The 26,937-nt window shown below is 38.4% G+C and carries 16 protein-coding genes and 1 pseudogene; 8 read left to right on the top strand and 9 right to left on the bottom strand.

What is annotated here, in order from left to right; translation table 11 throughout:
* The first annotated feature begins 95 nt into the window (after positions 1-95).
* The gene (locus ANA_RS08030) at positions 96-920 is read left to right on the top strand and encodes an NAD-dependent epimerase/dehydratase family protein (protein WP_015079563.1); all 825 of its coding nucleotides are present in this window, start codon (positions 96-98) and stop codon (positions 918-920) included.
* A 21-nt stretch (positions 921-941) separates the two neighbouring features.
* A complete protein-coding gene (locus tag ANA_RS08025; RefSeq protein WP_015079562.1) occupies positions 942-1,862 on the top strand; it encodes an alpha/beta fold hydrolase in 921 nt (306 codons plus the stop codon).
* Positions 1,863-2,016: 154 nt separating this feature from the next.
* Here the strand turns inward: ANA_RS08025 and ANA_RS08020 are convergent.
* A pseudogene (locus ANA_RS08020) lies at positions 2,017-2,909 on the bottom strand (bestrophin family protein).
* 241 nt (positions 2,910-3,150) lie between these two features.
* Complete coding sequence (locus ANA_RS08015) at positions 3,151-3,993, bottom strand: lysophospholipid acyltransferase family protein (RefSeq protein WP_015079560.1); 843 nt, start codon at positions 3,991-3,993, stop codon at positions 3,151-3,153.
* An 864-nt stretch (positions 3,994-4,857) separates the two neighbouring features.
* Here ANA_RS08015 and ANA_RS08010 point away from each other — a divergent pair.
* Both ANA_RS08010 and psbV read left to right on the top strand, forming a co-directional pair.
* Positions 4,858-5,298, top strand: a complete 441-nt coding sequence (locus ANA_RS08010; RefSeq protein WP_015079559.1) for a hypothetical protein — start codon at positions 4,858-4,860, stop codon at positions 5,296-5,298.
* Positions 5,299-5,436: 138 nt separating this feature from the next.
* On the top strand, positions 5,437-5,928 hold the full coding sequence (psbV, locus tag ANA_RS08005) for a photosystem II cytochrome c-550 (protein ID WP_015079558.1): 492 nt from the start codon (positions 5,437-5,439) through the stop codon (positions 5,926-5,928).
* Between the two features lie 231 nt (positions 5,929-6,159).
* On the opposite strand, the gene dnaN is transcribed toward psbV, so the two are convergent.
* A complete protein-coding gene (dnaN, locus tag ANA_RS08000) occupies positions 6,160-7,311 on the bottom strand; it encodes a DNA polymerase III subunit beta (RefSeq protein ID WP_015079557.1) in 1,152 nt (383 codons plus the stop codon).
* Positions 7,312-7,406: 95 nt separating this feature from the next.
* Positions 7,407-8,141, bottom strand: coding sequence for a DUF1995 family protein (locus ANA_RS07995; RefSeq protein ID WP_015079556.1), 735 nt, complete (start codon positions 8,139-8,141; stop codon positions 7,407-7,409).
* Between the two features lie 152 nt (positions 8,142-8,293).
* Here ANA_RS07995 and ANA_RS07990 point away from each other — a divergent pair, with 152 nt between their 5' ends.
* Together ANA_RS07990 and ANA_RS07985 are read left to right on the top strand one after the other, a co-directional pair.
* The gene (locus tag ANA_RS07990; RefSeq protein ID WP_015079555.1) at positions 8,294-9,208 is read left to right on the top strand and encodes a DUF4351 domain-containing protein; all 915 of its coding nucleotides are present in this window, start codon (positions 8,294-8,296) and stop codon (positions 9,206-9,208) included.
* A 279-nt stretch (positions 9,209-9,487) separates the two neighbouring features.
* On the top strand, positions 9,488-10,828 hold the full coding sequence (locus ANA_RS07985; RefSeq protein ID WP_015079554.1) for a DEAD/DEAH box helicase: 1,341 nt from the start codon (positions 9,488-9,490) through the stop codon (positions 10,826-10,828).
* Positions 10,829-11,093: 265 nt separating this feature from the next.
* On the opposite strand, the gene ANA_RS07980 is transcribed toward ANA_RS07985, so the two are convergent.
* Positions 11,094-11,837 carry a DUF928 domain-containing protein gene (locus tag ANA_RS07980; protein WP_015079553.1) on the bottom strand — a complete coding sequence of 248 codons (744 nt, stop codon included), beginning with the start codon at positions 11,835-11,837 and terminating at the stop codon, positions 11,094-11,096.
* Between the two features lie 151 nt (positions 11,838-11,988).
* Here ANA_RS07980 and ANA_RS07975 point away from each other — a divergent pair, with 151 nt between their 5' ends.
* Both ANA_RS07975 and ANA_RS27475 read left to right on the top strand, forming a co-directional pair.
* Positions 11,989-13,875, top strand: coding sequence for an exonuclease domain-containing protein (locus ANA_RS07975; RefSeq protein WP_235081990.1), 1,887 nt, complete (start codon positions 11,989-11,991; stop codon positions 13,873-13,875).
* Positions 13,876-14,019: 144 nt separating this feature from the next.
* The gene (locus ANA_RS27475) at positions 14,020-14,319 is read left to right on the top strand and encodes a hypothetical protein (protein WP_235081987.1); all 300 of its coding nucleotides are present in this window, start codon (positions 14,020-14,022) and stop codon (positions 14,317-14,319) included.
* Between the two features lie 124 nt (positions 14,320-14,443).
* On the opposite strand, the gene ANA_RS07970 is transcribed toward ANA_RS27475, so the two are convergent.
* The 4 genes from ANA_RS07970 to ANA_RS07955 form a co-directional block, all read right to left on the bottom strand.
* Positions 14,444-17,596: a TIR domain-containing protein gene (locus tag ANA_RS07970; protein WP_015079552.1), complete on the bottom strand. Its 3,153-nt coding sequence runs from the start codon at positions 17,594-17,596 to the stop codon at positions 14,444-14,446.
* Between the two features lie 110 nt (positions 17,597-17,706).
* Positions 17,707-20,373 (bottom strand): CHAT domain-containing protein, encoded by a 2,667-nt coding sequence (locus tag ANA_RS07965; protein WP_015079551.1) that lies wholly within the window; start codon positions 20,371-20,373, stop codon positions 17,707-17,709.
* Between the two features lie 198 nt (positions 20,374-20,571).
* A complete protein-coding gene (locus tag ANA_RS07960) occupies positions 20,572-22,338 on the bottom strand; it encodes a ShlB/FhaC/HecB family hemolysin secretion/activation protein (protein WP_015079550.1) in 1,767 nt (588 codons plus the stop codon).
* The gene (locus tag ANA_RS07955) at positions 22,335-26,912 is read right to left on the bottom strand and encodes a two-partner secretion domain-containing protein (protein ID WP_015079549.1); all 4,578 of its coding nucleotides are present in this window, start codon (positions 26,910-26,912) and stop codon (positions 22,335-22,337) included. The genes ANA_RS07960 and ANA_RS07955 overlap by 4 nt, the downstream gene beginning before the upstream one ends.
* Between the last annotated feature and the right edge of the window lie 25 nt (positions 26,913-26,937).

The raw sequence follows: 26,937 nt of genomic DNA, 5'->3' as shown, positions 1-26,937 counted from the left end.
CTAATACTTATTAGCCAAAAGCTTCTGGATTCCTGTACTATTGATGATTGACTGGTAATTGTTAAAAATAAATTATTTTAGTTCTATTAATGATCATGAACATTGCAATTATTGGCTGTGGTTATGTCGGTTGTGCCGTTAGCAAATATTGGCAGTCAAATAGTAATTTTATGCTGACGGCAACTACCACTAATCCCCAAAGGATATCTACTTTAGAAGCAGTAGCACAAAGGGTTATTGTCACTTCAGGTAATGATCTAGAAAGCTTGAAAGCTGTATTAAAAAATCAAGAAGTTATCTTATTAAGTGTCGGCGCAAAAACCGCTGATTCTTATGAAGAAACTTATGTAAACACTGCCAAAAATCTAGTTTCTCTCCTCCCCCAATTTCCTAATATTCACCAAGTAATATATACAGGTAGTTATTCAATTTATGGAGATAGAAACGGTGTATGGGTAGACGAAGAAAGCCCACCAGCACCAGCTAATCGCAATTCTCAACTACTGCGAAAAACAGAAGATATATTATTAACAGCAAATAATGACAATACCCGCGTTTGTATTTTACGTTTAGGAGGTATTTATGGACCCGGTAGAGAACTGGTAAAACTATTTAGTAGAGCGTCAGGAACAACCCGTCCTGGTAATGGGGAAGATATCAGCAATTGGATTCATCTTGATGACATTGTTAGTACAATAGAATTTGCTCGTGAGCAGCGCTTACAAGGTATTTATAATCTTGTAGATGATAGTCATCTCACGAATAAAGAATTACTTAATAATGTGATGACAAAAAATAATTTACCTAATGTTATTTGGGATGCAGATAATAAAAATACCCGCCCATATAATGCCTGGGTGTCCAATCAAAAACTGAAAGATGCTGGATATCAATTCATTCATCCTCACATGATTTTTTAGTTACTATTAAAAATTGCCATCATGTCATCATCTACAATCAGCAACTCCACAGCATCTCCAACCCAGTATTATAGTTGGCAAAACTACCGCTGTGCTTATGAAATTCATCAACCTCTCAATTCTACTGCTTCAGGTATTCCGTTACTTTTAATTCATCCTATCGGAGTAGGATTATCACGGCAATTTTGGCAGCGATTTTGCCGAGAATGGTATGATAAAAAGCACCAAAATCTTATTTATAATCCCGACTTATTGGGATGTGGTGAAAGTGATATGCCAGCTTTAGCGCATACACCAATTAACTGGGCAAAACAGTTAGAACACTTCTTGCAAACTGTGGTTAAACAACCCGTTATTATCGTAGTCCAAGGAGCTTTATTACCCGTTGCCATTGAATTAGTGAAACTGGAAAAAGACTTAATTGCTGGGTTAGTATTATCTGATCCTACATCTCGTCCAGTTATTACTAAAAATGCCCCCAAATGGCAACAGAACTTACTTTGGAGCATTTTTACATCTCCCATAGGTAATGCTTTTTTCCGCTATGCCCGTACCCGCAAATTTTTATATTCTTTCTCTGTTGAAAAATTGTTTGCTGTTAGTGAAAACGTTGATGATGAATGGCTAAATACTCTCATAGCAGATGCTAAAAATATGCGAGGGCGTTATGCTGTATTTGCTTTTTTAGCGAGATTTTGGCAAAGAGATTACAGTAGTGATATTGCCTCAATTTCGCACCGGACATTATTGGTTGTGGGAGAACAAGCTCGCGGTATTAGTAAAGAAAGTAAACCAGAAGCTCCCGACGAACGATTAGCATATTATCTGAATTGCTTACCTCAAAGTCAGGGAGTAAAAATCATTGGCAAAAATGTCATGCCCTATGAATATACTCAGGCATTTGTTGAGGCAGTATCTCCATTTATAGCTGATATTTCCTGATAATCTAAGATGAGATTTTTAACTTACCTTTGGGGGTTAAAGTCCCCTGCTTCTACAAGCAGCGGGTTTTGCGTCGGGGTAAAATCCCCGTTGCAAAACGTCATTCTAAATTCTAAATTCTGCATTCTTTTAATTGCCACTGCTATTTGAAATTTCATGATTTATGCACAGTAGGAGTTAAGCTGATTAAATCATCAATATTCCGTTTCATTGTTATGCAAATTGCGTCTAAAGGTAAGTCATTTTCATCATAACCAAAGGGATTTTCTATTTCTAAACCAATGGCTTCAATACCTAATAACGTAAAGCTAACCAAAGCAGAAATTAACCCAGTCCACCAGCCAAGACTCTGAACTATTTGAAATGGCAAGAGGAAGCAATACAGTAATAATAATTGTTTAAGGTGAATAGCATAAGCTAGAGGCATTGGTGTTCTTAAAATTCGTTCACAAGAACCTAAATTATCTACCAAGATATTTAATAATTCCTGTAGAGATGTCAATTGATAACTATTAATGCAATGACGATTGTATTGCTGTTGTAAATAATCGCTAATCCAAAAAGCTACTTCTAAAGGAGGATTATTCATAATCTTTAATTTTATATAGTAAGAGTCTGGCATTAATTCTTCTAAATCATTATTGATAGGCTCACCTCGTAAATGTAGTTTTGTCGCTACGCCAAAAGCCACAAGTAAGTTTAAGGCATCAATTTTATTATTTTTATCCTCTGGTTCTTTTTCATCAATAGATACCCATATTTGTCTGGCTAAATTACGGGTAGTATTGACTATTGCCCCCAGCATTTTCTCCCTTCCCAAAAGCGATCATAAGCTGTATTCGTGCGAAATACTAATAATAAACCTAAAACAATACTGGGAATAACAGTCCCTAAAATTGGCTGAGAAACGGGAATTTGAAGATGATAAAGTAGAGAAATTAAAACTCCAAAAGCACCACATAACAGCACCCGTTTGTAGATAGCAGCAATGACTGAACCTTTAATTTGTAGAGCGGTTTCAAACCATTGCGGTTTTTTCTGTACCATAAAACTCTCTGATATATTCAATATGAAATCCAAGTAGGTGGGCGGAGGAAAATCAAAATATATTTCGTTTTGGGGAATGGCTAAAACTCAACCACAATAACGCATAGAGGCAAATTTACATATTGTTACAAGTTTTGTTTATCTCCCGTCCACTTACTTAATATACAGGCAATTGTTACACCTACAAATACCTAATTAACGTTTTAAAATACCTGGCGACAAAAGCACCGCCAGGATAATATTAATGACCAGCTTCTTGAATTAAACTATCCAACTCTTGCTGCATTTTGCTTTTGACTAATTCATAGCATTCGTTCACATAAATGCGATCGCTTGCGGCTTCTTTTCCATACCTTGCAAACACAATCGGGGGACAAACCCTAGTATAGATAGGCACGGGCAAAGGAATATTCGGCCAAGGTCCAAAAGCCAATCCCCAAGGTAATCCCAGATAAACAGGAAACACCAAAGGATCTATCCCAAACAGCCAAGGCATCCCCATTTTATGAAATTGCTGCATAATTTCATATATGTCAGCCAAGACAATCAGAGTATCATGTGATCCCCAGGAAATTGCTGGTATAATCGGGACATTTTCCCGGAGTGCCAACTTAATAAACCCCTTCCGTTGGGCAAAATAAATTTTATCCCGCATTGCATGGGGTCGAAACACATCCTCAGCGCCACCAGGATAGACTAAGACACTAGCACCAGCCCGCAAGGCCTTGTAAGCCATTTTCGGATGCGCTCTCACTGCACCAGCCTTCATCGCCATTTCCGCCGCCGGTGGCAACACATCCCAAACTTTAGGGTGCATCAAGCCATAAATCGGTCTTTTCACACTAAAGCGACGTAACCAATCATATAACATCATGGATGTGTCCGGAGAAGCCAGTCCGCCATTATGAGAACCGACAATGAGAATTTTCTCATCTGGGACATTTTCCCAGCCACTGGTTTGGACTCGAAAATAGAAATTATATAACAAGCCTAGTATAGGCATCATAGACTCGATGAACTTTGGATCTCGTTGATCCAAAGACCACCCTGTGTTAGTGTTTTGAGGATGTTTTAGTTTGAACATCAGGAAATTTTATAAGAAAATAAGCTGAAAACCCCGGAATTGACACCTAAAAATCCAAAAAGTTTTTAGGTGTCAATGTCTTTTAAGACGGGGATGAAAGCCATCTAGGGGATTTATCCCCCAGTGACGATTAGTGTTACACTATTTGTAACAGGAAGGGTAATCAACCTGTCTAAAAACCTAACTGCCTAACGGCTTTTCTGTACCTTGACAATTAAATCTATGCGGTTCTACTGCATTGTTCTAGTTTCCTCCTAGCAGTAGGTAAAAGATTTATAGGAACTAGACGAATCAGAATTTTGAAACTTTCTCGTTTCAAGTTAAACAGGACTTGCAGTCATGCAACTACGGTCGGACAGACCGAAAGTTAACGCTTGGGGAGAGTCCCACCTCTGAGCTAGATAACGCAAGGAATCTAGTTTAAGTGGTCTCGTTGAACCAAGAATCCTCGTGTCTTTAGACCGGGGAGTGTCAACAGGATTTATACGGATGGAACAACCCGTTGTTTTTCAGTTTTATCCAGCCTAACGCAATCCTCCCATTCTTTCCCGCACTCTGAAGCAGTAATTCAGATATAAGTAGTCGTGCAAAATAAATTTCAGATTGAGGAGAGGGAACAGGAAAGGAATACAGAGATTTCTGTTTATGAAAAAAATGTGCAATTAATTTTGTTCAGTTACTTGCATGATACTTTTTAGGCATCCTCTCCGCCTCCAAATATTCTTAATTTAGTCAATTACAGCCTTAGTTTTGAAAATATCCCATAGGAACTCCATCTGATTGCCTTCGTCTTGAGAATATAGACTATTCAAGATTACTATATGCATAAATTGCGTTCTCAACATTTAAGGTCATAGAAATAACATGAAAACTTTCAGGATATTTACAGTTGTTCCCGTCGGGTTAACCATGAGTTTATTGCTGACTCAGTCCGGTTTTGCCCAACCCCCACAACCCCCAACTACTAAAATTAAAAATCCTCTTGATATAGACCCCATAACTTTAACTGGTATCTCTGGAGGACAGGCAAAAACTGATTGCGGGTATACTTCCACTGCACCCAGTCAAGTGATTGAAGTGACAGAGCCACTACCTTATCTACAGTTAACAGTAGAGGCTGAAGGACAGCCAACACTATTGGTTGAGGGACCAGGAGGGCGCTTCTGTGTACTCAGTAATGATGATATTGCGAATAAACCAAAACATTCTGGCTACTGGACAGTAGGCAAATACTCAGTGTATGTGGGTGAATTGTCGAAACAAAAGTACAACTATACCATTTCCATTTCACAACACCAAAAATAGCGATTTTAGCTTTGTCTCCCCAATCCTATCCAGAAATTTAGATTTTGAGAGTCTAACATATCGTATTTTTGGCAACAAATTGGACTCCTAACATGATATTGGTATTACAGTGACTCAATAAAATCTTTGAGGGGAAATATGTTTAAAAGACTAATTGGTGTTGTTGTTGCTACTATTTTGCTGACATTACAGATGGTTGTCGGTACTGCAACAGCAATGCAACTAGATGAAGCTATCCGTACGGTGCCATTAAATGATCAAGGTAATACCGTCGTTCTCAGTTTAAAACAAGTCAAAGAAGGCAAAAGACTCTTTAATTTTGCTTGCGCTCAATGCCATGCTGGTGGTGTAACTAAGACTAACCAAAACGTGGGACTTGACCCAGAAGCTTTGGCAGGAGCTTTACCTAAACGCAATAATATTGTAGGTTTGGTGGACTATATCAAAAATCCCACTACCTATGATGGTGAAACCGAGATTTCTGAAATCCACCCCAGTATCAAGAGTGCGGATATTTTCCCACAAATGCGAAATCTGACGGAAGATAACTTGGTGGCTATCTCTGGACACATTCTCCTCCAACCAAAAGTTGTTGGGACTAAATGGGGTGGCGGTAAAATTTATTACTAAATTATTCCCGTAGGCTTGATTCTATAGGTAGGGGTTTAGCACTGCTAAACCCTTACAAATCTAGGATATTCTAGTTACAGCACTTTCCGGTGTTATGAGGTATATATCCAGCGGGCAAGACTTGTACTGAGCTTGTCGAAGTATGCCCGCACTACAAGAGTTTCATGATTCAAGTACCTCATTAGAGCGAAATCTGCTGTATGACCTGATAGCTAAATGCTGACTTAAAAACTAATTTCTCAGTTGTACAGGCATAGCTAAATAGGTCATTTTCAAACCACCCAAAGGCGTGAAAATTACTGGAGTTAAACTTTGATTTAAGTGCATTTGAATTTCTGAAGATGGTAATTCCTTCAAACCTTCCATCAGATATTTGACATTAAAAGCAATGTCTATATCTTCTCCAGATATTTGGGCTGGCATTGATTCTGTACCACTACCAACATCTTGCGCTTCACAAGATAAAGTAATTTCTTGATTGGCATGATCAATACTGACTTTGACAATATTATTTTTCTGATCTGCTAATACAGCAATTCGTTCCAAAGTGCTGATAAATTGCTTTCTTTCTAATGTGACTTGGCGTTCAAATTGCCGAGGAATTAATTGCCGATAAGCGGGATATTGTCCTTCTAAAGTGCGGCTGGTTAACCGTTGATTTTGCCAAGCAAAGACAACTTGCCCTTGATCAAGATAGACAGCTACAGTTTCTTCTGATGTAGAATTATGTCCTAACATCCGTTGTAGCTCTCGTAATGCTCTTGCAGGTACTGTCACCTCTACCTGTTCGCTTCCCTCCACAGGACGCTCATTAGTAGTTTCCAAAACTGCTAAACGGTGTCCGTCCGTGGCTGCAAATTCTAAAGTATCTTGTTTCAGGGTTAAATGTACACCTGTGAGGACTTGCTTGGTTTCATCTGAACTGGTAGCAAATAAAGAACCTTTCAACCCTTCAATTAGTGCCGCAGTAGTAAGATGAATTGCTTCGGCGTTTTCAATCACTGGTAATTCAGGAAACTCCTCTGCCCCCATAGCCCGCACTTGATAACGTCCGCTTTTGGGTTTGAGAGTAACAATTATACCTTCTCCAGTATTATCTCCTGATTGGTCATCAAGGGTAATTTCCCCTTCTGGTAAGCGAGAGGTGATATCTACAAGCAGTTTGGCAGGGAGAGCAATTGTCCCACCTTCTAATACCTCGGCAGTAAAACTGGTACGGATACCTAAACTGAGGTCAAAAGCCGTTAAACTGACTTGATTAGTTTCGGCATCTGCTTGTAATAAAATATTGGCAAGGACAGGGTGAGTTGGTCTGGACGGGACTGCACGACTGACGAGGGAAAGATTGCTACTAAGATCACTTTGAGAACAGATTAATTTCATCTTTAAAATAAATAATCAAAAGAATGGGTAATTGGTAATTGTAATTGGTAATGGGTAATTGGGTGATTAACCGATTTCCCCATTACTTCGTAATCCTAACTGCTCAAAGCCTTGATAAACCGTTGCAAACTCTTAAACACACTGGGTTTTCTCGTAGGTGTAGCGTCCGTAGTGTTTTCCCTTTGTCCCCCCATGAGAATCGCGTCTAATTCATCACCGGAGGGTTTTTTAGGGAGTTCGGCAACTTTTTGATATTCACCCGCTGTTTCTAGCCATACTTCCCATAGTCCAGGGTAGCAGCGGAAAAGGGCAGATTCATCATCTACAGGACGGATATAGTAACAAGATTCGATGGTACTAATGAAGCGACGACGGGTTTCTCTGGCTGTGTAACCAATACCAACTACGCTGGAATCTTCTAGCCTGGGTGTTAACATGATGACGGGACGTTCCCCAATCAGTTCACACAACTTTTCTAATTGTGGGACTTCTACGGAGGTGGGAGCAATAAATAGGAAAATTTCATCTTCTGGCTGAATTTTCGCTTCTAAAGATGCAGCCCTACCTGTACCAATATCGGAAATTTGGAATTGGGCATCTGTCCAATCACGACGGGCTAATGCAGCCGCACCAGCATCAGCAAAGAAGACTTTGAGACGGGATTCATATTCAGTGAACAGGGGAAGAAACTGTTCTGCAACTGTCATGAATTTGAGTTCTGGAAATAATAACTCAACTTGAATCCGAGTCATACCATCAGCTAAAGCTGATTTTACCGCTTCAGTTGATTGAGCGATCGCATCTTCTAGGGTTTTGGGTAGTTCAGCCATAGTTTACAAAGTCTCTATATCAATCTTTAATTATCTCACTATAGTTATTATTAAGAGTTGTTTCTAAAGTTATTTTCTGCAAACCTTTTTCTAAAGCTACTGAAAAACAGATAAGATCCGAGTAATTAGCACATTGTCTGACATGATTTTCAATGACGCGATTTATTCATGACCAATTTTCAAAGGACTATTTAGAAGAATTACTCAAACCCTATGGAGAAATTCAAGCACCTAGTCGCGTTGCGGCAGAAGTTCGAGAAATAGATGTATTATTTTCGCCTTTTTCTCCACAAAATCCTAGTTTAAAAATATTAGGGTTATTGGGGAAGATAGCCACTAAACCTGCAATCTTTGAACCTTTTCGCAATCCAGCAGCCAAAGAAGAAATATGTGATTGTCTGTTAAAATTACTGGAAGTGCGGAGTGCATTACAACGAGAAGCAAACCGCAATAAAACTTCTATTCAAAATATAGAAGTCCCGCAATTATGGATTCTCACTCCTACTGCATCTTCCACTATCCTCTCAGGATTTGGTGCAACTCAAAAACCAGACTGGGTTGCAGGAGTACATTTTTTACCTGAGTATTTACGGACAGTCATCGTTGCCTTGCATCAGTTACCATGTACTCAAGAAACATTGTGGTTGAGAGTATTGGGACGTGGCACAGTTCAAAAACAGGCAATTGATGAATTAGCAGCACTACCGGCAAATCATCCATTTCGGAAAGTGACGCTAGAATTGCTATACAACCTCCAAAAAAACTTGAACATTAATCAACAAATAGAAACAGATGATAGGGAGTTAGTGATGAGATTAGCACCGCTTTATCAAGAAGACAGAGAAAAAGCTAGACAAGAAGGAAAACAACAAGGACAGCAACTAGGAGAACAACAGATAATTCTCCGGTTATTAAAGCACCGATTTGGGGAACTTGAATTATCTTTAATAGGGCAAATTCAAGGATTATCTACTGATGAATTGGAGTCATTAGGAGATGTATTATTAGATTTTTCAAAAGTTGGTGATTTAGAAGTTTGGTTAAGGGAAAAAGCCAGCCAACAATAGTGATTCTCTAATTATTGAGAATGACACATCTGGTAAAAAAGTAGAGACGTTCCATGGAACGTCTTTACAAAGGTTTTAGAAAGCGTATATTTAATTCCTTCTGGAAATTAACTTCATACTAAACATAGTTTCAGATTTAACAATAATTCTGCTATGATGGTTGACTGTGGCATTTGCTCCTAGTCTTGGTGCTTACCGCCCATTTAGCATTTTAAACCATTCGTCCGCCTAAGACTGAAGCCGTGAGTGGCGACAGGCCGATGTTATTTTTGGAGTTCTATGTCTTTTTCTAATCTCGGCTTGTCCCCGGAAATTGTCCGTGCTGTCACTGAGCGAGGATATAATCAACCCACACCAATCCAGAAACAGGCTATCCCTGTGGTATTGGCTGGTGGTGATATTATGGCTGGAGCGCAAACTGGTACAGGCAAAACTGCCAGCTTCACTTTGCCGCTGTTACATCGGTTATCTGCAAATAAGAACGTTCCCAGTCATTCTACTGGATTTTCCCCAATTCGGGCGTTAATTCTGACACCTACCCGTGAACTCGCTGCACAGGTGCAAGAAAGTGTCCGTGATTATGGTAAATACTTAAATCTGAATTCAATGGTGATGTTTGGGGGAGTCAGTATTGGTCCCCAAAAACAGAAATTGCGAACCCGCGTAGATATCTTGGTTTCAACTCCAGGACGATTGTTAGATCATGTTCAACAAGGGACTCTGAACTTGTCCCGTGTGGAAGTGTTGGTACTGGATGAAGCAGACCGAATGCTGGACATGGGTTTTATTAATGATATTCGCCGCATTCTTTCGCTTTTGCCCAAACAACGCCAGAATTTGCTATTTTTTGCGACATTCTCAGATAAGGTGAAAACTCTCGCGGCTGGGTTAGTACATAACCCGACAATGATTGAAGTTGCACGTCGGAACGTAACTGCGGCAACGATATCACAGAAAGTTTATCATGTTGACCGCGATCGCAAGCGGCAATTACTTTCTCATCTGATTCAGGAAAATAACTGGTATCAAGTATTAGTGTTTAGCCGCACGAAGCATGGCGCTGACCGGTTGGTGAAGCAGTTGGGTGAAGACCGCATTCAAGCGATGGCTATTCACGGTAATAAGAGTCAGGGAGCGCGAACTCACGCTTTAGCTAAGTTCAAAGATGGGACTTTGCAGGTATTGGTAGCAACGGATATTGCTGCGCGTGGACTTGATATCAGCGAACTACCCCACGTTATTAATTACGATTTACCTAATGTCCCAGAGGATTATGTGCATCGTATTGGTCGGACTGGACGCGCAGGTGCGGAAGGTCAAGCGATTTCCCTTGTATGTGTTGATGAACATCATTTGTTAGCGGATATTGAGCAACTAATTCAGCAGCGTTTACCGAAAGAGGTGGTGGCTGGTTTTGGAGTCAACCCGGAAATTAAGGCCGAACCAATTCCCAATGGACGCAAAGCCCCTGCTGGTGGTGGAAATCAGCGAACTCGTCGTTCTGCGCCTAAATCTGCTTCTTCAAAATCACCTAGACAGCCTTCTTCACGCACAGCAGCAGGTGATAAAAAGCCTGGTTCTACTTCTCCTACACCACGTCGTTCTGGTAAACGTAGGTAATGTCTGATTTACTTAAGTAGAACGGCTTGAATAATTCAAAGTTTGTAGTGAGGAATTTATTCCTCATTTGAGGGCTGAAGCCCTTACTACGAAATCATCTCCAGATTTTTTACATTACTTAATCTACTTTGATTTATTTTCGTCTACTTACTTAGACAAGCAGCAACTATAACTAATCCCCGCAAGGGGACGGAAACATTAAAAATTACCAACATTTGGTGATAATTAGAAATTGACAATTATCAATTATCACCTCTTGTTTAAATTACTTTTGCGGCTTGAGTTCAGAAATAGAAGATTCTTTGAATTCTGTCAGACTAAACAGCGATAACATTTCACTCCACTCCTGCTGATAAGTAGTCCGATTTTCCGCCAACTTACTCAAAGTTTCATACCAGATATTATTCTCCGCATAGGGAACATATTGTTCTTGAGAACTGGTTTTCTTTAGTTGCTCTACAAGTTTAGGACTTGGTTCGACTCTTTTAATCCAACCATCAATAGTAATATTAGTTTGTGAACCTTGATCATTCACACAAGCAATTTTGAAAAACCAACGATATCGTTCTCCTGCTAATAGTGGTTTTTCGGTAGTAGGAAGACTAAAATGGACAATCCCTTTTTTATCAGGTAAAGGGAATAAAAGTGGTTTTTGCAAAACAGATTTTCTTTTTTCATTTAATAATCTAAATTGTCCTGGGGGAGATTGAGACGTTCTATCAAATGGGATATAAAACCAGAATTCAGGATAGTCCTTAGTAGTTAATCCTTCATTACTTTGAGGAACTAAGGCCATGAGGCTTTTGTCGCTGATTTGCGAACATTGAGAACGAGTTGCTCCACCTCTAGACCGTCCAGAAGCGTTTCCTTCAGCTTTGTTATTAAAGAGACCGTCAAAAATTGAAGCCTGTACAGGAGACACCAAAGATAGCAGACTACTAGAGAAAATCGTTGTCAAGGTGCAGACTAAAACAGTTCGAGAAAAAAGTGATAATTGTTGACGTTTCATAGGTAGATATCTGGTGAAATAAGTCTTTTATAGTTTACAATGGAACTATCACAGGTGTTATACTTAAAAGTAAACTCATATAGACTTTGTTATTTTAGATACTGAGGGTAAACCAAATTTAACTGAATTAGCTATTGTTGATAGTCAAGGTGTGGTAATTTATGAAGGTTTCTGTGATGGTAATTCTCATGGGTTTCAGAATGTTTTAAATCTCAAAAGTCTCAAAACCTTATTAACAGAATTTCTGACTATTGTTGAAAATAAAAAAATTATTTGTCACTATGCAGAACATGATATTGATATCCTCAAGCATAGTTTTCGACAAGTTGATTTACCTTGGCAAAATTTACAATTTGATTGTACTTGGATTTTGGCAAAAGACTGTTTTCCAAATTTAGAAAGTTATTCTTTAGAGTATCTGAGTAAATATTTGAATCTGCGAGCTAATAATCAATATTTTCTGCCGAATATGGCACATACCGCTAGTTATGATGCCACATTTACTTATCATCTTTATAGAAAGATAATGTTAGAAAATCTCAAAAAACAACCTAATCCCTTTACTAGCAGTCGAGTTGATACTCCTTTTCAGCATCATCCAGATTATGCTGATACTTATCATCGAGAATTTCAGATTTTACAAACTGCTTTAAATAATATTAAATTAGATCCTAATCATCAGAGTAAAGGTGTAGTTGTTATTGGAGAACCAGGTACTGGTAAAACTCATTTAATGATGCGACTTGCTAATGAGAGATTATCAAGTAATAGATTACTATTTATTCGTCAACCGAATAATGCCCAATTTGTACTTTATCATATTTATAGTAGAATTTTAGAATCCCTAGTTGAGAAAGCCGGAAATTTACCTCAATTATACTCTTTAATTATTAACACTTTTCGGAAAATAGTTAGTCTTAATGATAGAGATGTTACACAAAAAGATATAGATATTTTAAAAGCCTTATATGATTTAGAAGATAATAGTATTAGTGCTTTAAGTAAAGAAAATACACAACGAAAACGAGAATATTGGCAATATATAGAAAAGACGATTAATGAATGGTGGATGAGTAATTATGCTCCGGGTAGTTTTGCTTTATCTATCATTAAAGGCATGGTTAAATATTGCAGTTATACAGATTATAAATATAGAAATATTACCACTCGTTGGTTAGCAGGAAATGTTTTAACTGACGAAGAAGCTGAAACCGTTGGTTTACCAAATTGGGGAGAAGAAATTAGTAAAGAAGCTTTTTCTTTAGAAGCTATTTCAGTTTTAGGTAAATTATCTGTTTTAGATGAACCTTTAATTATTATTTTTGATCAATTAGAAGGTTTAGGACTTCCTCACAATCAAGAAATCTTGTTAAATTTTGGGGAAGCTATCAAAGAAATTTTCACTCATGTTCCCAATAGTTTAATTATTTTGAATTTATTTCCTGATAGGTGGGAAAAATTTCAAACAACATTTGATCAATCTATTATTGGGAGAGTATCTCAATATCAGGTTTCTTTACGTCAACCGACAGAAGCGGAAGTTAAATCTATTCTCAAAGTGAAAATACAAACTGTAGATATTACCTTAGAACAGTTATTTTTACCTGAAGATTTAGATGATATCTTAGGAAAGAAACCTATTCGTGCGGCTTTAAATCGTGCGGCTAAATACTATGACTATAGAGTTAATGGAATTCCTTTACCAGAGGAAAGAAAACCAATTCGGGAATTAGATAGTAATGAAAAAATAGAACAGCAATTAAAATTTGTACAGCAACAGCAACAAACATCAATGGAAGTTTTAAGTCAGCTAATTCAAGCTATACAATCACCTAATGCTGTTGATTTAAGCAACTTACAGAATAGATTAGCAACTTATTTATCTGGTGAAACTGCAATTCCTGTAAATCCTGTAATTGAATATCTCAATGAACATAGAATTGAGTTAGAACAAAAATATCATAATCCATCTATTGTTAGTGATGGTGATGATGTTGGTAAGTTGAGGAATATTGCTGAAGCTTTAACTCATATCTAGTCGTTTAAATTAACACAATATCGTTTAGGGAAAAAGGTATTACCAGAACATATTGTCATAGAAAAGGGTAATCAATATCATGTAATTGCTTTTTTAGAAATTAGTGGTACTCCCTTTACGAGTCGGATTAGTAATTTTAATGAATTGGTGATTAATAATCCTCAAAGCCAATTTTATTTAATCAGAGATGAACGTCAACCAGGCATTACTGCTAAAGTCGGTAAAGAAAGAATACAACAACTAGAAAACAGTGCTAATGGGAATTTTGTTCTGTTTAATAAAGAAGATAGAATTCTCTTCGATTTGATTTATGATCTAATTATCAGTATTCATAATAAAGATTTAGAGATAGATTTGGAATCAGCTTTAACTTTTGTTACTACTCATCAAGAATGGTATCACTGGATGTTTACAAAGTTTGGTTTTACTCCACCCAAAAAATAAAATCATCATCTCGTTCCTATGCTCTGCATGGGAATGAATGTAGGAAGACTCTGGCTTCCTTTGTACTTGAGGCAGAGCCTCAATGATAGCATTCCTAGTCAGAGACTAGGAACGAGATGAAAGGTTACAAATTACGTAATTTGTAAGTTAGATAAATCACTCCACTTCCTGTAGCAATCAAGGATAAAGCCGGAGGAACTAAAGGAACCCAACCGCTTTGGGACACCATAATCACAGCGCAAGCGGTGTATAGGACAGCTACAGAACCAACCATACCCATAACTAGATAAGAGGTGCGGTTAAGTCGCCAACAGACGATACCACCGACCAAAGACCAACCAAAAATCCAAGGGATTTCATAATCAAAAGGCCACCACCAAATCAAGGGACGATTATCCAAGACAGCGCTGAGAATCTGGCTAATCATTTGTCCATGCAATGTCACCCCTGGCACATCCCCATAGGGCGTATTCCAATAATCTGCTTGTCGGAATTGTCTGTCTGTGAAGCCAACTAAAATAATCCGATTTTTAATCTTTTCCGCTGGTACTTTGTTGTTCAGAACATCTAAAATATTGACTCTGGGGGCAAACTTATCAGCATCACCCTGATAAACGCGATATTTCAGCATGGTTTGATAACCTTGAAGCTGGTTGTTATTAAACCCTGAATAGCCACCACCATTGCCCGTTAGTAGGGGAATTGCGGTTTTTCCAAAGGCCATGTCTTGATCATATTCTCTCGTTTCTGGATTTAAAGGAGAAATATATTTATGACCTTGTGCTTCCAGATAACGACGCGCAATTACTAAACTCAAAGCTTCCTGAACATTGCAATATTTAGGTTCTGATTTTTGCATCATGTAATGTCTGCGAACAAAGCGAGCGCCTTGAGAATCATCATCCACCAAATCACTAAATCCAACCCGTTCTAATGGCACTTCTGGGGGATGTTTAAAGCCCGGAATATTTTGACCACGTTCATTGATATAACTGTTTTTACACAATGCAATAAAGTTTGTCGTTTCTCGGAGACGTTTACCCAAACCGCCTTCTGCTGGAAAATTCCGAATGAAATCTAAACTAATCATACTGGGTTGATTTGGGGAGAGGATTTTCAGTAAATCATCCACAGCAGCATCAGCAATTGAACCTCTTCCTTGTTGATATTTCGGGTTTTCGTTCATCCTATCAATGCTTTCAGGATCAACATCCACCATCAAAAATCGTTCATCTTGTGGTTCATTAGGACGTAGCCGCGCTACTTGGTCATAAGCCGCTAATTCTAATGGCTGCATGATTCCCAACAACCGCGCTATGAACATGAAAATTGTCACACCTAAGCTAGTTAAAAATACGCTGCGAAGTTTAATTTTGCGATAGGGGAGAGCGCGACTAGCAGTAAGATATTCTAGCTGGAGGTTGGTAGGACTTGGTTGTTTGTTTTCAGACTCTTTTAGCCATTCCTCAGATGCTGCTAAATCTTTTCCCCGCAGCAAGAAACTATCATCACGTTTCTGCTGTTCCCATTCTTTAGACTTGAGCAATAAACGAGTGTGATTTTTGACATAATCTGGATCTGCATCCAAGGTTCTGGTTAATTCCCCAAAATTGGTGAGAAAATCGCCGCCATGTTTGCGAAAATCAATCCATTGTACTTTTGCTAAACCAGGGTGAAGACTATCAACATCAACGGGTAAATACAAAACTGTGACAATACGCTTATTCAGTTTAATTGCATATTCCACTTCTGTCGCGCAATAGTTGGAACTAATCGAATTAGGAGAAATAATGAATAAGAAATTGTTAGCAAGTTCAATTCCTTTATACATTTCTTCCTCAAAATCAGTCCCAGAGATGATGCTTTCCTGATCAAACCAGGTAGTTTTATTTTGAATTTGCAGTGTATCGTTGAGTTTACGGGCAAAGTCTGCATCAGCATTAGAGTAGGAAACAAATACATCTAAAACCGCATTGGGTGGTTGCTTGAGACTTTCCGCAATGAATTCTTCTTGTATAGGTAAAGACGGTTGCTGTGTTTTTGGTTTTGCTACCTTTAACCAGGCTTCCGCATTACGGAGATCGTTATTTCGTACCAGAATACTAGGATTACGTTTTTGTCGTTCCCACTTTAAAGCCTTTGTCAGAATCAGTTTGTGCTGGTGGTGGTAAGCCGCATCTTGATGGAGAATATTAATTAAATTATCGGTATCAGCCGATTCTTTGCCCTCTTCTTCCTTGTCGGTAAAGTCTATGAATTGGATATTACGCAATTCTTGGGGAATTTGATCTAAGTCTAATGGTTGTATTAATAGGGGAATAATCCGCTTTTTTAGAGACAACGCATAGGTAAGTTCCTGTTGACAATATTCTGATGCTAAAGAAGATGGAGACATGAGAAAAACTAAATTATCTGCTTCTTCAATCCCGCGATTAATTGCTGCTTGAAAATCTGTCCCAGTTTGAATATCAGTTTTATTTGTCCAAACTGTGAAGCTTTCCCGCATCAAGGTTTTGGTAATTTTCTCCATGAACTCCCGTTCTTTATCCGAATAGGAAAGGAACACCTGAGTCATCAAATTATTGGCGTTTTTAACACTTTGACAAATAAAAGCACAATGTAAATCTGTGGGTTCACAAGGTGGCTGTTCCTCTTTGAACCTGATTTTTAGCCATTTTTCTGCCTCTACTCGTTCATCGCCAATTAAGAGGCAACTGGATTGTTGTTGCTCCCGTTCCCACTCCAGAGCCTTGGCTAAAAAATAGGTATGTTGATGCACATATTCTTGATGACGAGTCAACAGTTCTAATAATCCCGTAAAGGATTGCTCAAAGTCATCTATGCCTTCACGAAAATATACCCAGTTAATTTTGCCAATAGCCGGGTGCATATTCGGGAAACTAGAATGCAATCCCTTTGATTTATATATCTCCCACTCGCTGGGATCTTTGCCAGGGTTACGTTGCTGCCAAATTTCTTCGGTAATTTGCTCTACGTGCAGCAAGGGAATAATCCGTTTGTTCCGTTTGAGTGCTAGGTCAATTTCTTTACCGCAATATGGTGAGTTAATGGAATGGGGAGCGATAATAAAGAGAAAATTATCTGATGTTTCGATGCCATCATCAATTTGCTTCTGGAAATCAACACCCAGAGGAATATCATTTTGGTCAAACCAAATTTCTAGTTTTTCTTCTCTGAGTCGGTTATGAAGTTTGGTAGCAAAGGCTTTGCTATCGGCTCTGCCATAAGATATAAATGCATCTTGAAAATCGTTCATTAGTCATCTCCAAAAAATTAAGTGATCTTAGTCATTGGTCATTAGTCATTAGTCATTGGTAAATTCTTTCTCCCTGCCTCCTGCCTCCTGCCTTCTACCTCCTACCTCTTTTAAAGCCAACTTCCAACTAATACATAAGGCGCCCAAAAACGCGGATGATCATAGTTGGGATCTTTTAGTAAAGCCTGTTGTGCTAGACGCAGTGCTTCGGCTCTGCTGATGTTGGGTTCTCCTAAGTGCTGGTAAAATTCTTTAATAAAGGGTACGCTTGACTGATCATCTAAATCCCATAAACTAGCGATCGCACTACTCGCTCCTGCTTGCACTGTTGTCCCTGCAATACCCATGACTTCTTGATCGTTTCCTGTAGCTGTTTGACAAGCGCTCAAAATTAATAGTTCAATGCCTTCATTAGCACTTTTCCTTTGGGTTCTGAACAGTCTATCAAATTCAGCAATTTTCAATTTTCCATCTGCTGTCACCACAAATGTATTTTCTCTATCAGCACCAAAAAAACCATGAGTGGCTAAATGGACGATATCAAATTTAGCAGTATTGAGTTTTTTATTGAAGTTTTGATTGGTAAATTCTTGTTCAGCAATCCAACTCACAGATACTCCTGTTTTCTGGATTTCTCTAACTTCTTGAGCAACACCTGGCAAAGAAGCAAAACCAGGAACGCTCTTAGGAGGATCTATTAAACTAGCTGCCAATATTTTCATTTCTTTTCTTTGTAAAGGCATAGGATCACGAACTTGTAAACCTAAAGCTAAAGAAACGGCGTATTTCTCCATCAAATACTTTTCTCCATCATAAAGTGCGGCCATAGGAATTCTCCGCAGTGAACCATCCAAAACAAAAATTAAAGTGTTAATTTTGCTTTTTTCTAGTTTTTCTTCTATTGGTTTAATTAGCCAGTTATAGACTTTTTGACCAGCGGTTTGGACTTCTTCATAAGCACCAGGATCTTGAAGAGATTTATACAAATTGGTTAAAGTATTTTCAATTTCTTGTTTGGATAATTTGGTCGCAGGATAGTGATATAAGTTGGGATTATTAGGTTCTCTGAGAATAACTTCTAAGCGATCATTCAAAATAATTGAGTAAATTACTGCGGCTGTTTTGTCTTTAGTATCAATCACCTCATCAAGTTGTAATTTACTATCTTGACAAGCTTGTTGCAAAAAGTTTTGTAATTTCGCTACTTGCAAAGTTTCTAATACTTGACGAGCTTGTTTGAGGTTGTCTTGACTAGGTTCTGGAGATTGTAATAACAAATTTACTAATCGGCGATATACAGGTTCGACACTTTCTTTGAATGAATACTGCACATCTGCACTACTAGCAACTAAATCACCCCGAATACTTTGGAGAGTATTAAATGCTTCAGTATATGTGGCGATAGCGAGGCGCTCCGTAGGAATCGCCCCTTTAATATCTCCTTGTTGATAGCATTCATTTTCACCTTGACAAAGAATCCGTCCGATTTGCCATTGCCAACGATAGGTGATATCTTGGGCTTGAATTGACTGTGATAAATTTAGGGCTTTTTGAGTTAAGTCTTGAGCAATATTCCACTGTTTTGTTAATTCATATATATGTCCTAAATTCCCCAAAACAAAAGATTGCGATCGCACATCTTGAATTTGTTCGGCTTGTTGACGAGCGACAGCTAAGATTTGGGCAATTGTTTGTAAATTTACGGGTTTTTCTTCATTTAATTTCATCAAACTTTGAGCAAAGTTTACCTGAGCATATATCCCCGCACGACCCAGAGATAATTTAGGAATTAGATTTTGGATTTGCGGATAAAGTAATTCAGCTTCTTGCCATTTTTCTATTTCTATCAATAATCGCAACCGATTAATTTTGGCTTTAATTTGAATTTGTATAGGAGTTTTATCAACTTCTGCTTTTTGATAAAAATTAATTGCTGCAACTTTTTTTTCTCTTGCTGCTGCAATATTTCCCTGGGCAGTTTTTACATTTGCGTCAGCACGGACAACATTACCTAAAGCAAGATAAGCCGATGCAATAATTTCTTGTGATTGTAGTTTTTGGCCAATTCTGAGACTTTCTTCAAAGTTTGATTTTGCTTTTTCCAAATCACCTAACACCCGAAGAGCGCCGCCTACATTACGAATATTAATAGCTTTAGTGAGTGAATCTGGTTGATTTTGCAAGGTTGCTGCTAAATTTTGAAAAACAGCATTTGCCCGTTTATATAATCCTAAATTCTGTAATGCTTGACCCTGGTTAATTCCCATCAGGATAGCTTTGTTACTATCTCCTAACTTTTTGTAAATAGCTTCAGCTTGTTGCCAAGATAATACAGCATCTTCTGGTTTTCCCTGTGCCAATTGTAGACTAGCTTTAACATCCCAGGCTTGCGCCCAAATAGCAGAACTTTGTGAATAATTAGGAGTTTTTTGTAGAATATTCATAGCTTCTACAATGGTTTTGTTAGCTTCTTGAATTTCTCCAGTTTGCTGATAATTCAGAGCCATATTTATCAAAATAACAGCCTTTCCTACCTGATCTCCATTATTTTGATAATCTTGTAAAGATTGTTTTAATAAAATTATTGATTCAGCAAATCGTCCCTCTGTATATAAGATTTGTGCCTGACTTTCTTGGGAATTAATAACTGATTCAGGACTATTTTTCGCAATTACTGGTGATGTCAATATACAAATTATAGCTATGATTAAAGCTAAAAATACATAGCGAAGCCAGCGAGGCAATGATAAAAGAAAACGGGTGATTGATAAATTCATTTTTAGTTAGTGAATGTGGATTATATGTAAGGGGAGAAGCCAGCCAGGGAATTAATTCCCAGTCTTATAGTAAAAGTCATCTAAAGATGACTAAATAACCCAGAAATTTTATTAGTCCGTTTTAACGGACTTGAGCTATGAGACAGGGAATTTATTCCCTGGTGGGTGTGTATAGAGAATATTGAACAATTAAATCTATCAAGGACTGTATGTGAGAGAAAAATACAAACCATTTTCTTGCCATGTTTCCTTTTTGGAATTATTTTCTGTTAAGGGAATCCCCCAATCCAAACGAGCATTAAATTTACTACTTTGTCGCCATATTAGTCCTAAACCTGCTCCTAGTAAAGTATTATTATCAGGATTTGAGCCACCATTATTCCAGCCAGTTCCTAAATCGAAAAAAGGTGCTATTTGTAAAAGTCCTTGGAGTTTTGGAACTCGCAAAACTGGTAATCTTACTTCTGTAGACGCTAAAAAACCATTATCTGTTAATAAACTATCCTGACGATATCCGCGCAGGGTTTTTTGTCCACCTAAACCAAATTGTTCTAGTCCCAACAACTGCTTATTTGCTAATTGTAAATTTGTTTGCATTAACAATATGGTATCTGGTGCTAATTGACGCAGCCATTGTCCTTGTCCTCGCCAACTAAAAAAGCGACTATCAGGTTCATCATTATTAATAGTGGCATCTAAAATATTTAACCCTAAACTAAATTGAGAACGGGCTGTTAAAACTTGTTTACTACTGCGTTGACTCCATTCTTGAAAAAATCGCAATGCAGAAATTTTCGTTTTCCCATTATTATCTGCACCAACTCCTAGAGGAAAAGGGCCAATATTGTCAGTTCCCAAAAATGTTTGACTCATTTGTTGGCTGGCCGTGAGTCCCAAAGTAAATTCTTGAGTAGGCGTTTGTACGAGTGGCTGCCGAAATTGTAACTCGTAGAAGCGGGACTGAGAGGTAATATCTAAGGTATTAAAAGGACGTTCAATTACATTATTTCCTGTCGCACCATAGTTGAAAATTAATTTACCATTGCGGGCATTTACGGGCAAACTATAACTAATATCTATGCCATTACTTCCATCTGTATTCGTATAACCAAAATTGAAACCGTCTCCCAGTCCTAATAAATTGGCTTCATTAATATTAATTCGTCTTCGCAAACTGCCGACACTGGGACTGCGTTCATTATCTATAGATAGTTGAGTTTGGAAAGAATCAGCTTCAGTAACTTTAACTTCTAAAATATTTGTCCCTGGACGGATACCGGTTTGTAAATCCGCAGATATATTTTTAATTAGAGGGTCAAGTTGTAAGAGTTGCAATCCTATGAGGAGGCGATCGCGTGAAAATGGTTTACCAGCAGCTAGGGAAAGGCGATCGCTAATATAGCTACGATTTAAACGGCTTGTACCAGTAACATTAATCTTCTCTAAACTTCCTTCTACCAACTGCACCACCACCACACCATTCTTAATAGTTTGGATGGGAATAATTGCCCCAGATGTCACATAGCCTTTATCAACATATAATTTCGTAATCTGGGAACGGACTTGCAGCAGTTCAGTAAAGCTAATTTGCTTCTTCGTATAGGGTGCAGTTACTTTCGCCAATTCCTCAGCACTAAAAACCGTATTCCCAACAAACTCAAACCGTTCCACTACCAATGTTGTAGATAGGGTCTCTGGAGTCACTTGGGGTTGGTTCGGTATTGGTGATGGAATTGGGAGGAGTTGGTCAGGTGGTGGTAATACTGGCAGCGGTTGGGCTTCTGGTAGCGATTCTCTCGAAGGCGGTTTAACCTCTGGAGGTATTTGGGCTAATAAAGGTTGTGCATGGAGACTGGGAACAATAATTGATACCAATGGGAATATCACCCGCCAAAACCCAAATAGATGAGGTTTTGTAGCGGTTTCTAAAGTTATGCGAGTAGATGCGACACCAAGAAAATTCATAGTTTATGATGGTTCTGAGTAATCCTACATAATTGACTAGATAACCCAGAGTAGAAATTAGTAGAAATTACAGGTTGAGCAATTAAAACTATATCACCATTTGCATTCCGTACCATACCCTGAGCTTCTATTAAAGGAGCAGTAGTAGTAGGTACTACTCCTATCGGTAAAATTGCTCGATCACCTTTTTCTCTTGTCACCCATTTAGCTGGCAATGCCCCAACAGTCAGCACATCATCAGGACTAGGTGGCAGTCCTCCCCGTCCAGTAATGACAAATTCACTTTGACTCTGAGCCGAGTTACTATTATTAGAATTACAATCTTGAGCAATTAATCCTGATGGATCTATTAAATTTACAGGTATGGCCACAAGTCCCTGACTAGGATCAATCCCTAAACTTTGAATTGCTACAGTTCCATCTGTTCCCACATCAGAACTAGCAGTAATATCACTTGTCTTATTAGTCCGAATGGTTTGTAATTGGGCTGTATTTAATCTTCCTCTTGTTTCTAATCCCAGCACTCGAATCGCACTAATATCAATCTTGCCACCATTTCCACCAAAAGCATTAGCAATGATATCACTGTCTTCTGTGGAAACAGCAACTACATAACCATTTTTAGCATTAATAGTAATTTTCCCCCCATTGCCAGGATTATTTGCTGAACCTGCTGTAGTGGAAATTTCGCTGTTATGACGCAGGAGTAAATTTTCTGTTGTCACGTCAATATTACCACCATTACCACTGGCATTTTTAGCAGTAATAGCAGCATTATCTAGTTTGAGAAAATTAGTTTTCATAGTAATAGTTCCCGCAGAACTTGTATTTGCAGAACTGCTACTATCAACTTCTATTTTGGCATTATCTGTTAAATTAATGGCTGGGGAAATGATGGAAATATCACCGCCATTACCCGTTCCTGAACTTTCAACTGCTAATTTTCCTTGTCCGGTAATGTTAATATTTTGCGACGCTGTAATATTGACACTACCACCATTACCACTACCTTTAGTAAAAGCTGATATTTGTCCACTATTCTCTAATTTTAAATCACCAGTTTTTAAGATAATATCTCCGGCTTTTCCTGCACCTGTTGTATAGGCAAAAATGCCTGAAGGTTGACCTTGATTAGTAATATTTGCTTGAATGGGATTAGGTTCTAGAGAGATTTGCAGATTGTAGGATGTTGGTTTATTGGTTTTTGAGTCATTATCATAATAACTACTAGGAACACCTTTGCCATCAGAATTACTAACTTGAATATAATAAGTTCCCCCTTGAGTGAAAGCATATCTCAAATAGGGGTCTTCTTGCACAGTCATTCTAGGATCACTTCCTGTCGAACCAAGAGCATGGGGACTATCATCATTAGATGCTAATTCTTTCCCCTGGCTATCTAATAGGGTTAATTTTGTATTCACTGCTGGAAAGGTTTTGTAGTTAGGAGTATCTTCAGTTCCAGAGGAATTATTACCAGTATTATCAATATCAAGAACTGCTTTTGTCCCAGCATTTACTTTGATAGCATAAACATGAATTTGATCATCCCCTGTGCCACGGATAGAGGTATAGGGAACTCTAGTAGAATATTCTACATTGAGATTTATTTGATTCGGATTATCCAAGTGAAAATCACTGGCTTGAAGTTGCTGTGCTGTGGTGATAGAATTATTTGTCCCAATATCTGTGATTATTTGACTACTATAATCACTTTTAACTATATTTTGCGGTGGTAAAGCATTAGGATCGGGATTACTAGAATCAGGATCAACTCCATTGATGATGATACTATCACTAGCACTAACAGTAATTTCCCCTGCTTTTGATGTTCCTTTCCCTTCTGTTAAGGCTTGAATTTGACTGCCCTTTGATAAGGATAATATCCGAGAATTTAATTTTATATTGCCACTATTTCCTGATGCTGTTTTTGTGGCTGATGTACTAATAATACTATGAGTCAGAGATATGTTGCCATTGGTGACATCTAAAGAGATATTCCCCGCATTGCCTTTATCGGTGGTTAAACTTTGCAAACTACTACCATCTTTTAAAGAGACATTTTCAGCAATAATTTTAATATTACCTGCATTACCACTGCTATAAGTTCCGGTATTAATCACAGCATAGTTAGTGAGATTAAGATTTTGTGCTTTAATCTCAATATTACCACCTTGTCCTGTGCTACCTGGTTCTAATGTGGTAAATAACCGACTATTATTTAAGTTAATATCCCCTGTTGAATTTAATTCTATTTGTCCAGACTTACCACTACCATAACTGGAACTACTAAGATCACTATTTATTAATTGTATCCAGGGTGAATCTAATTTAATTAGACCGCCATTGCTACCATCATTTCCATCGCTATTAATCACAATACCATTGATATTTAATTTATCTCCAGTAAGTTCAATTGTTCCGCCATTTGCTCCTTTTCCCGTCCCCCCACCATTTCCTGCTGTGCCTGAACCTGAATATGAGGAGGAGTATAGGGATTGAGTGTTGATATTGCCACCAGCAGTCAGAGTCATCCCCCCACCATTTCCTGCTGTGCCTGAAGATGAATATGAGGAGGAGTATAGGGATTGAGTGTTGATATTGCCACCAGCAGTCAGAGTCATCCCCCCACCATTTCCTGCTGTGCCTGAACCTGAATATGAGAAGGAGTTTAGGGATTGAGTGTTGATATTGCCACCAGCAGTCAGAGTCATCCCCCCACCATTTCCTGCTGTGCCTGAAGATGAATATGTGGAGGAGTATAGGGATTGAGTGTTGATATTGCCACCAGCAGTCAGAGTCATCTCCCCGCCATTTCCTCCTGTGCCTGAATTTGAATCTGAGGAGGAGTCTAGGGATTGAGTGTTGATATTGCCACCAGCAGTCAGAGTCATCCCCCCACCATTTCCTGCTGTGCCTGAACCTGAATATGAGAAGGAGTATAGGGATTGAGTGTTGATATTGCCACCAGCAGTCAGAGTCATCCCCCCACCATTTCCTGCTGTGCCTGAATTTGAATCTGAGTAGGAGTTTAGCGATTGAGTCTCGATATTGCCACCAGCAGTCAGAGTCATCTCCCCGCCATTTCCTGCTGTGCCTGAATCTGAATATGAGTAGGAGTTTAGCGATTGAGTCTCGATATTGCCACCAGCAGTCAGAGTAATCTCCCCGCCATTTCCTGCTGTGCCTGAATCTGAATATGTTGAGGAGTTTAGCGATTGAGTCTCGATATTGCCACCAGCAGTCAGAGTCATCTCCCCGCCATTTCCTGCTGTGCCTGAATCTGAATATGTGGAGGAGTTTAGCGATTGAGTCTCGATATTGCCACCAGCAGTCAGAGTCATCTCCCCGCCATTTCCTGCTGTGCCTGAATCTGAATATGAGTAGGAGTTTAGCGATTGAGTCTCGATATTGCCACCAGCAGTCAGAGTAATCTCCCCGCCATTTCCTGCTGTGCCTGAATCTGAATATGTTGAGGAGTTTAGGGATTGAGTAGAGATATTGCCTTGAGTGGTTTTAAGGGAGATTGCACCCCCATTTTCTGAAATAGAAGAGGAGTTAATATTACCCGTAGTAATATCATGGATGGCATTTACAGTGATCAATCCAGGATTAACGCCACTGGACGAGGTGATATTTATTTCCCCTCCTTTGGTACTAATATCTTTGATATTAATATTGTCTTTTGCTTGCAAATCTACTAATAATCCAGGTATTGTAGTTGATATATTTCCGCTTCCTGTAATTGTCCCAACTGCATTTAATAATAAACTGGGATCATTAGAGGTAATATTCGGATCTGTATTATTAATTTCTATTTTTCCGTAATTAATATTTCCTCCGGCTTTTCCTTGGAGAGAAATTCCTGTATAGTCTCCAATGTTTAAATCTTGGTTTGCCTCTAATGTAGCTGTTTGAGCTTGTAATTGCCCCTCTAACTTCACATTTCCCGCACTGAATGTCAAATCTTTTCCTACTTCTAAATTCCCCTGACTACTAATATCTCCAGGTTGCGAACCAAACTGCACCCCAACAGGTACACTCATTGTCAATAATGGCATTTGAGGATTAGTTGCACTAAACTCATTACCACCTGGAAATATAAAACTATTAGCTGTACTGGCAAAAAATGCCCCTTTAATATCTAACTGGGCATCTTTCCCAAAAATAATCCCATTGGGATTGAGTAAATATAAATTTGCAGTTCCATTTACTCCTAACGTTCCCAAAATATGAGAAACGTTATTTCCTGTCACTCGACTAAAAATATTATTTATCCCTGAAGGGTTGGCAAAATATACTGACTGTAGGTTATTGACATTAAATTCTGAGAAGCTATGAAATAGACTGCTTCCCCTTTGTGCGCCACCTTCTATTAAGTTAGCAGGAGTAACACGGGAGCTTTCATTGCCCAAAGTGGCATCAGGTGTAATTTGTGCTATAGCTATTTTTGCAGGAGATAGAAGCAAGACAGCCAATAAGGCAAGTGTCCTCAGTGCCGAAGAAGATCCCTGATTTTTCCCTATAGCAGAAAAACTAACTTTGCATTGACTAAAATTTTTAGTGTTACTCACAGTAAATTAATGATATTGTACTGTT

The sequence above is a fragment of the Anabaena sp. 90 genome (assembly GCF_000312705.1).
GTDB lineage: Bacteria > Cyanobacteriota > Cyanobacteriia > Cyanobacteriales > Nostocaceae > Dolichospermum > Dolichospermum lemmermannii.
This window is presented reverse-complemented; position numbering and strand designations above follow the sequence as displayed.

What these genes read in the sequence shown, in the direction of transcription:
- ANA_RS07965 (WP_015079551.1), bottom strand. Translation starts at nt 20,373, where the DNA reads ATGAATTTATCAATCACCCGTTTTCTTTTATCATTGCCTCGCTGGCTT.
- ANA_RS07980 (WP_015079553.1), bottom strand. Translation starts at nt 11,837, where the DNA reads ATGAAACGTCAACAATTATCACTTTTTTCTCGAACTGTTTTAGTCTGC.
- psbV (WP_015079558.1), top strand. Translation starts at nt 5,437, where the DNA reads ATGTTTAAAAGACTAATTGGTGTTGTTGTTGCTACTATTTTGCTGACA.
- ANA_RS07985 (WP_015079554.1), top strand. Translation starts at nt 9,488, where the DNA reads ATGTCTTTTTCTAATCTCGGCTTGTCCCCGGAAATTGTCCGTGCTGTC.
- ANA_RS07960 (WP_015079550.1), bottom strand. Translation starts at nt 22,338, where the DNA reads ATGAATTTTCTTGGTGTCGCATCTACTCGCATAACTTTAGAAACCGCT.
- ANA_RS07990 (WP_015079555.1), top strand. Translation starts at nt 8,294, where the DNA reads ATGACGCGATTTATTCATGACCAATTTTCAAAGGACTATTTAGAAGAA.
- ANA_RS07995 (WP_015079556.1), bottom strand. Translation starts at nt 8,141, where the DNA reads ATGGCTGAACTACCCAAAACCCTAGAAGATGCGATCGCTCAATCAACT.
- ANA_RS08025 (WP_015079562.1), top strand. Translation starts at nt 942, where the DNA reads ATGTCATCATCTACAATCAGCAACTCCACAGCATCTCCAACCCAGTAT.
- ANA_RS08015 (WP_015079560.1), bottom strand. Translation starts at nt 3,993, where the DNA reads ATGTTCAAACTAAAACATCCTCAAAACACTAACACAGGGTGGTCTTTG.
- dnaN (WP_015079557.1), bottom strand. Translation starts at nt 7,311, where the DNA reads ATGAAATTAATCTGTTCTCAAAGTGATCTTAGTAGCAATCTTTCCCTC.
- ANA_RS08010 (WP_015079559.1), top strand. Translation starts at nt 4,858, where the DNA reads ATGAAAACTTTCAGGATATTTACAGTTGTTCCCGTCGGGTTAACCATG.
- ANA_RS07970 (WP_015079552.1), bottom strand. Translation starts at nt 17,596, where the DNA reads ATGAACGATTTTCAAGATGCATTTATATCTTATGGCAGAGCCGATAGC.
- ANA_RS08030 (WP_015079563.1), top strand. Translation starts at nt 96, where the DNA reads ATGAACATTGCAATTATTGGCTGTGGTTATGTCGGTTGTGCCGTTAGC.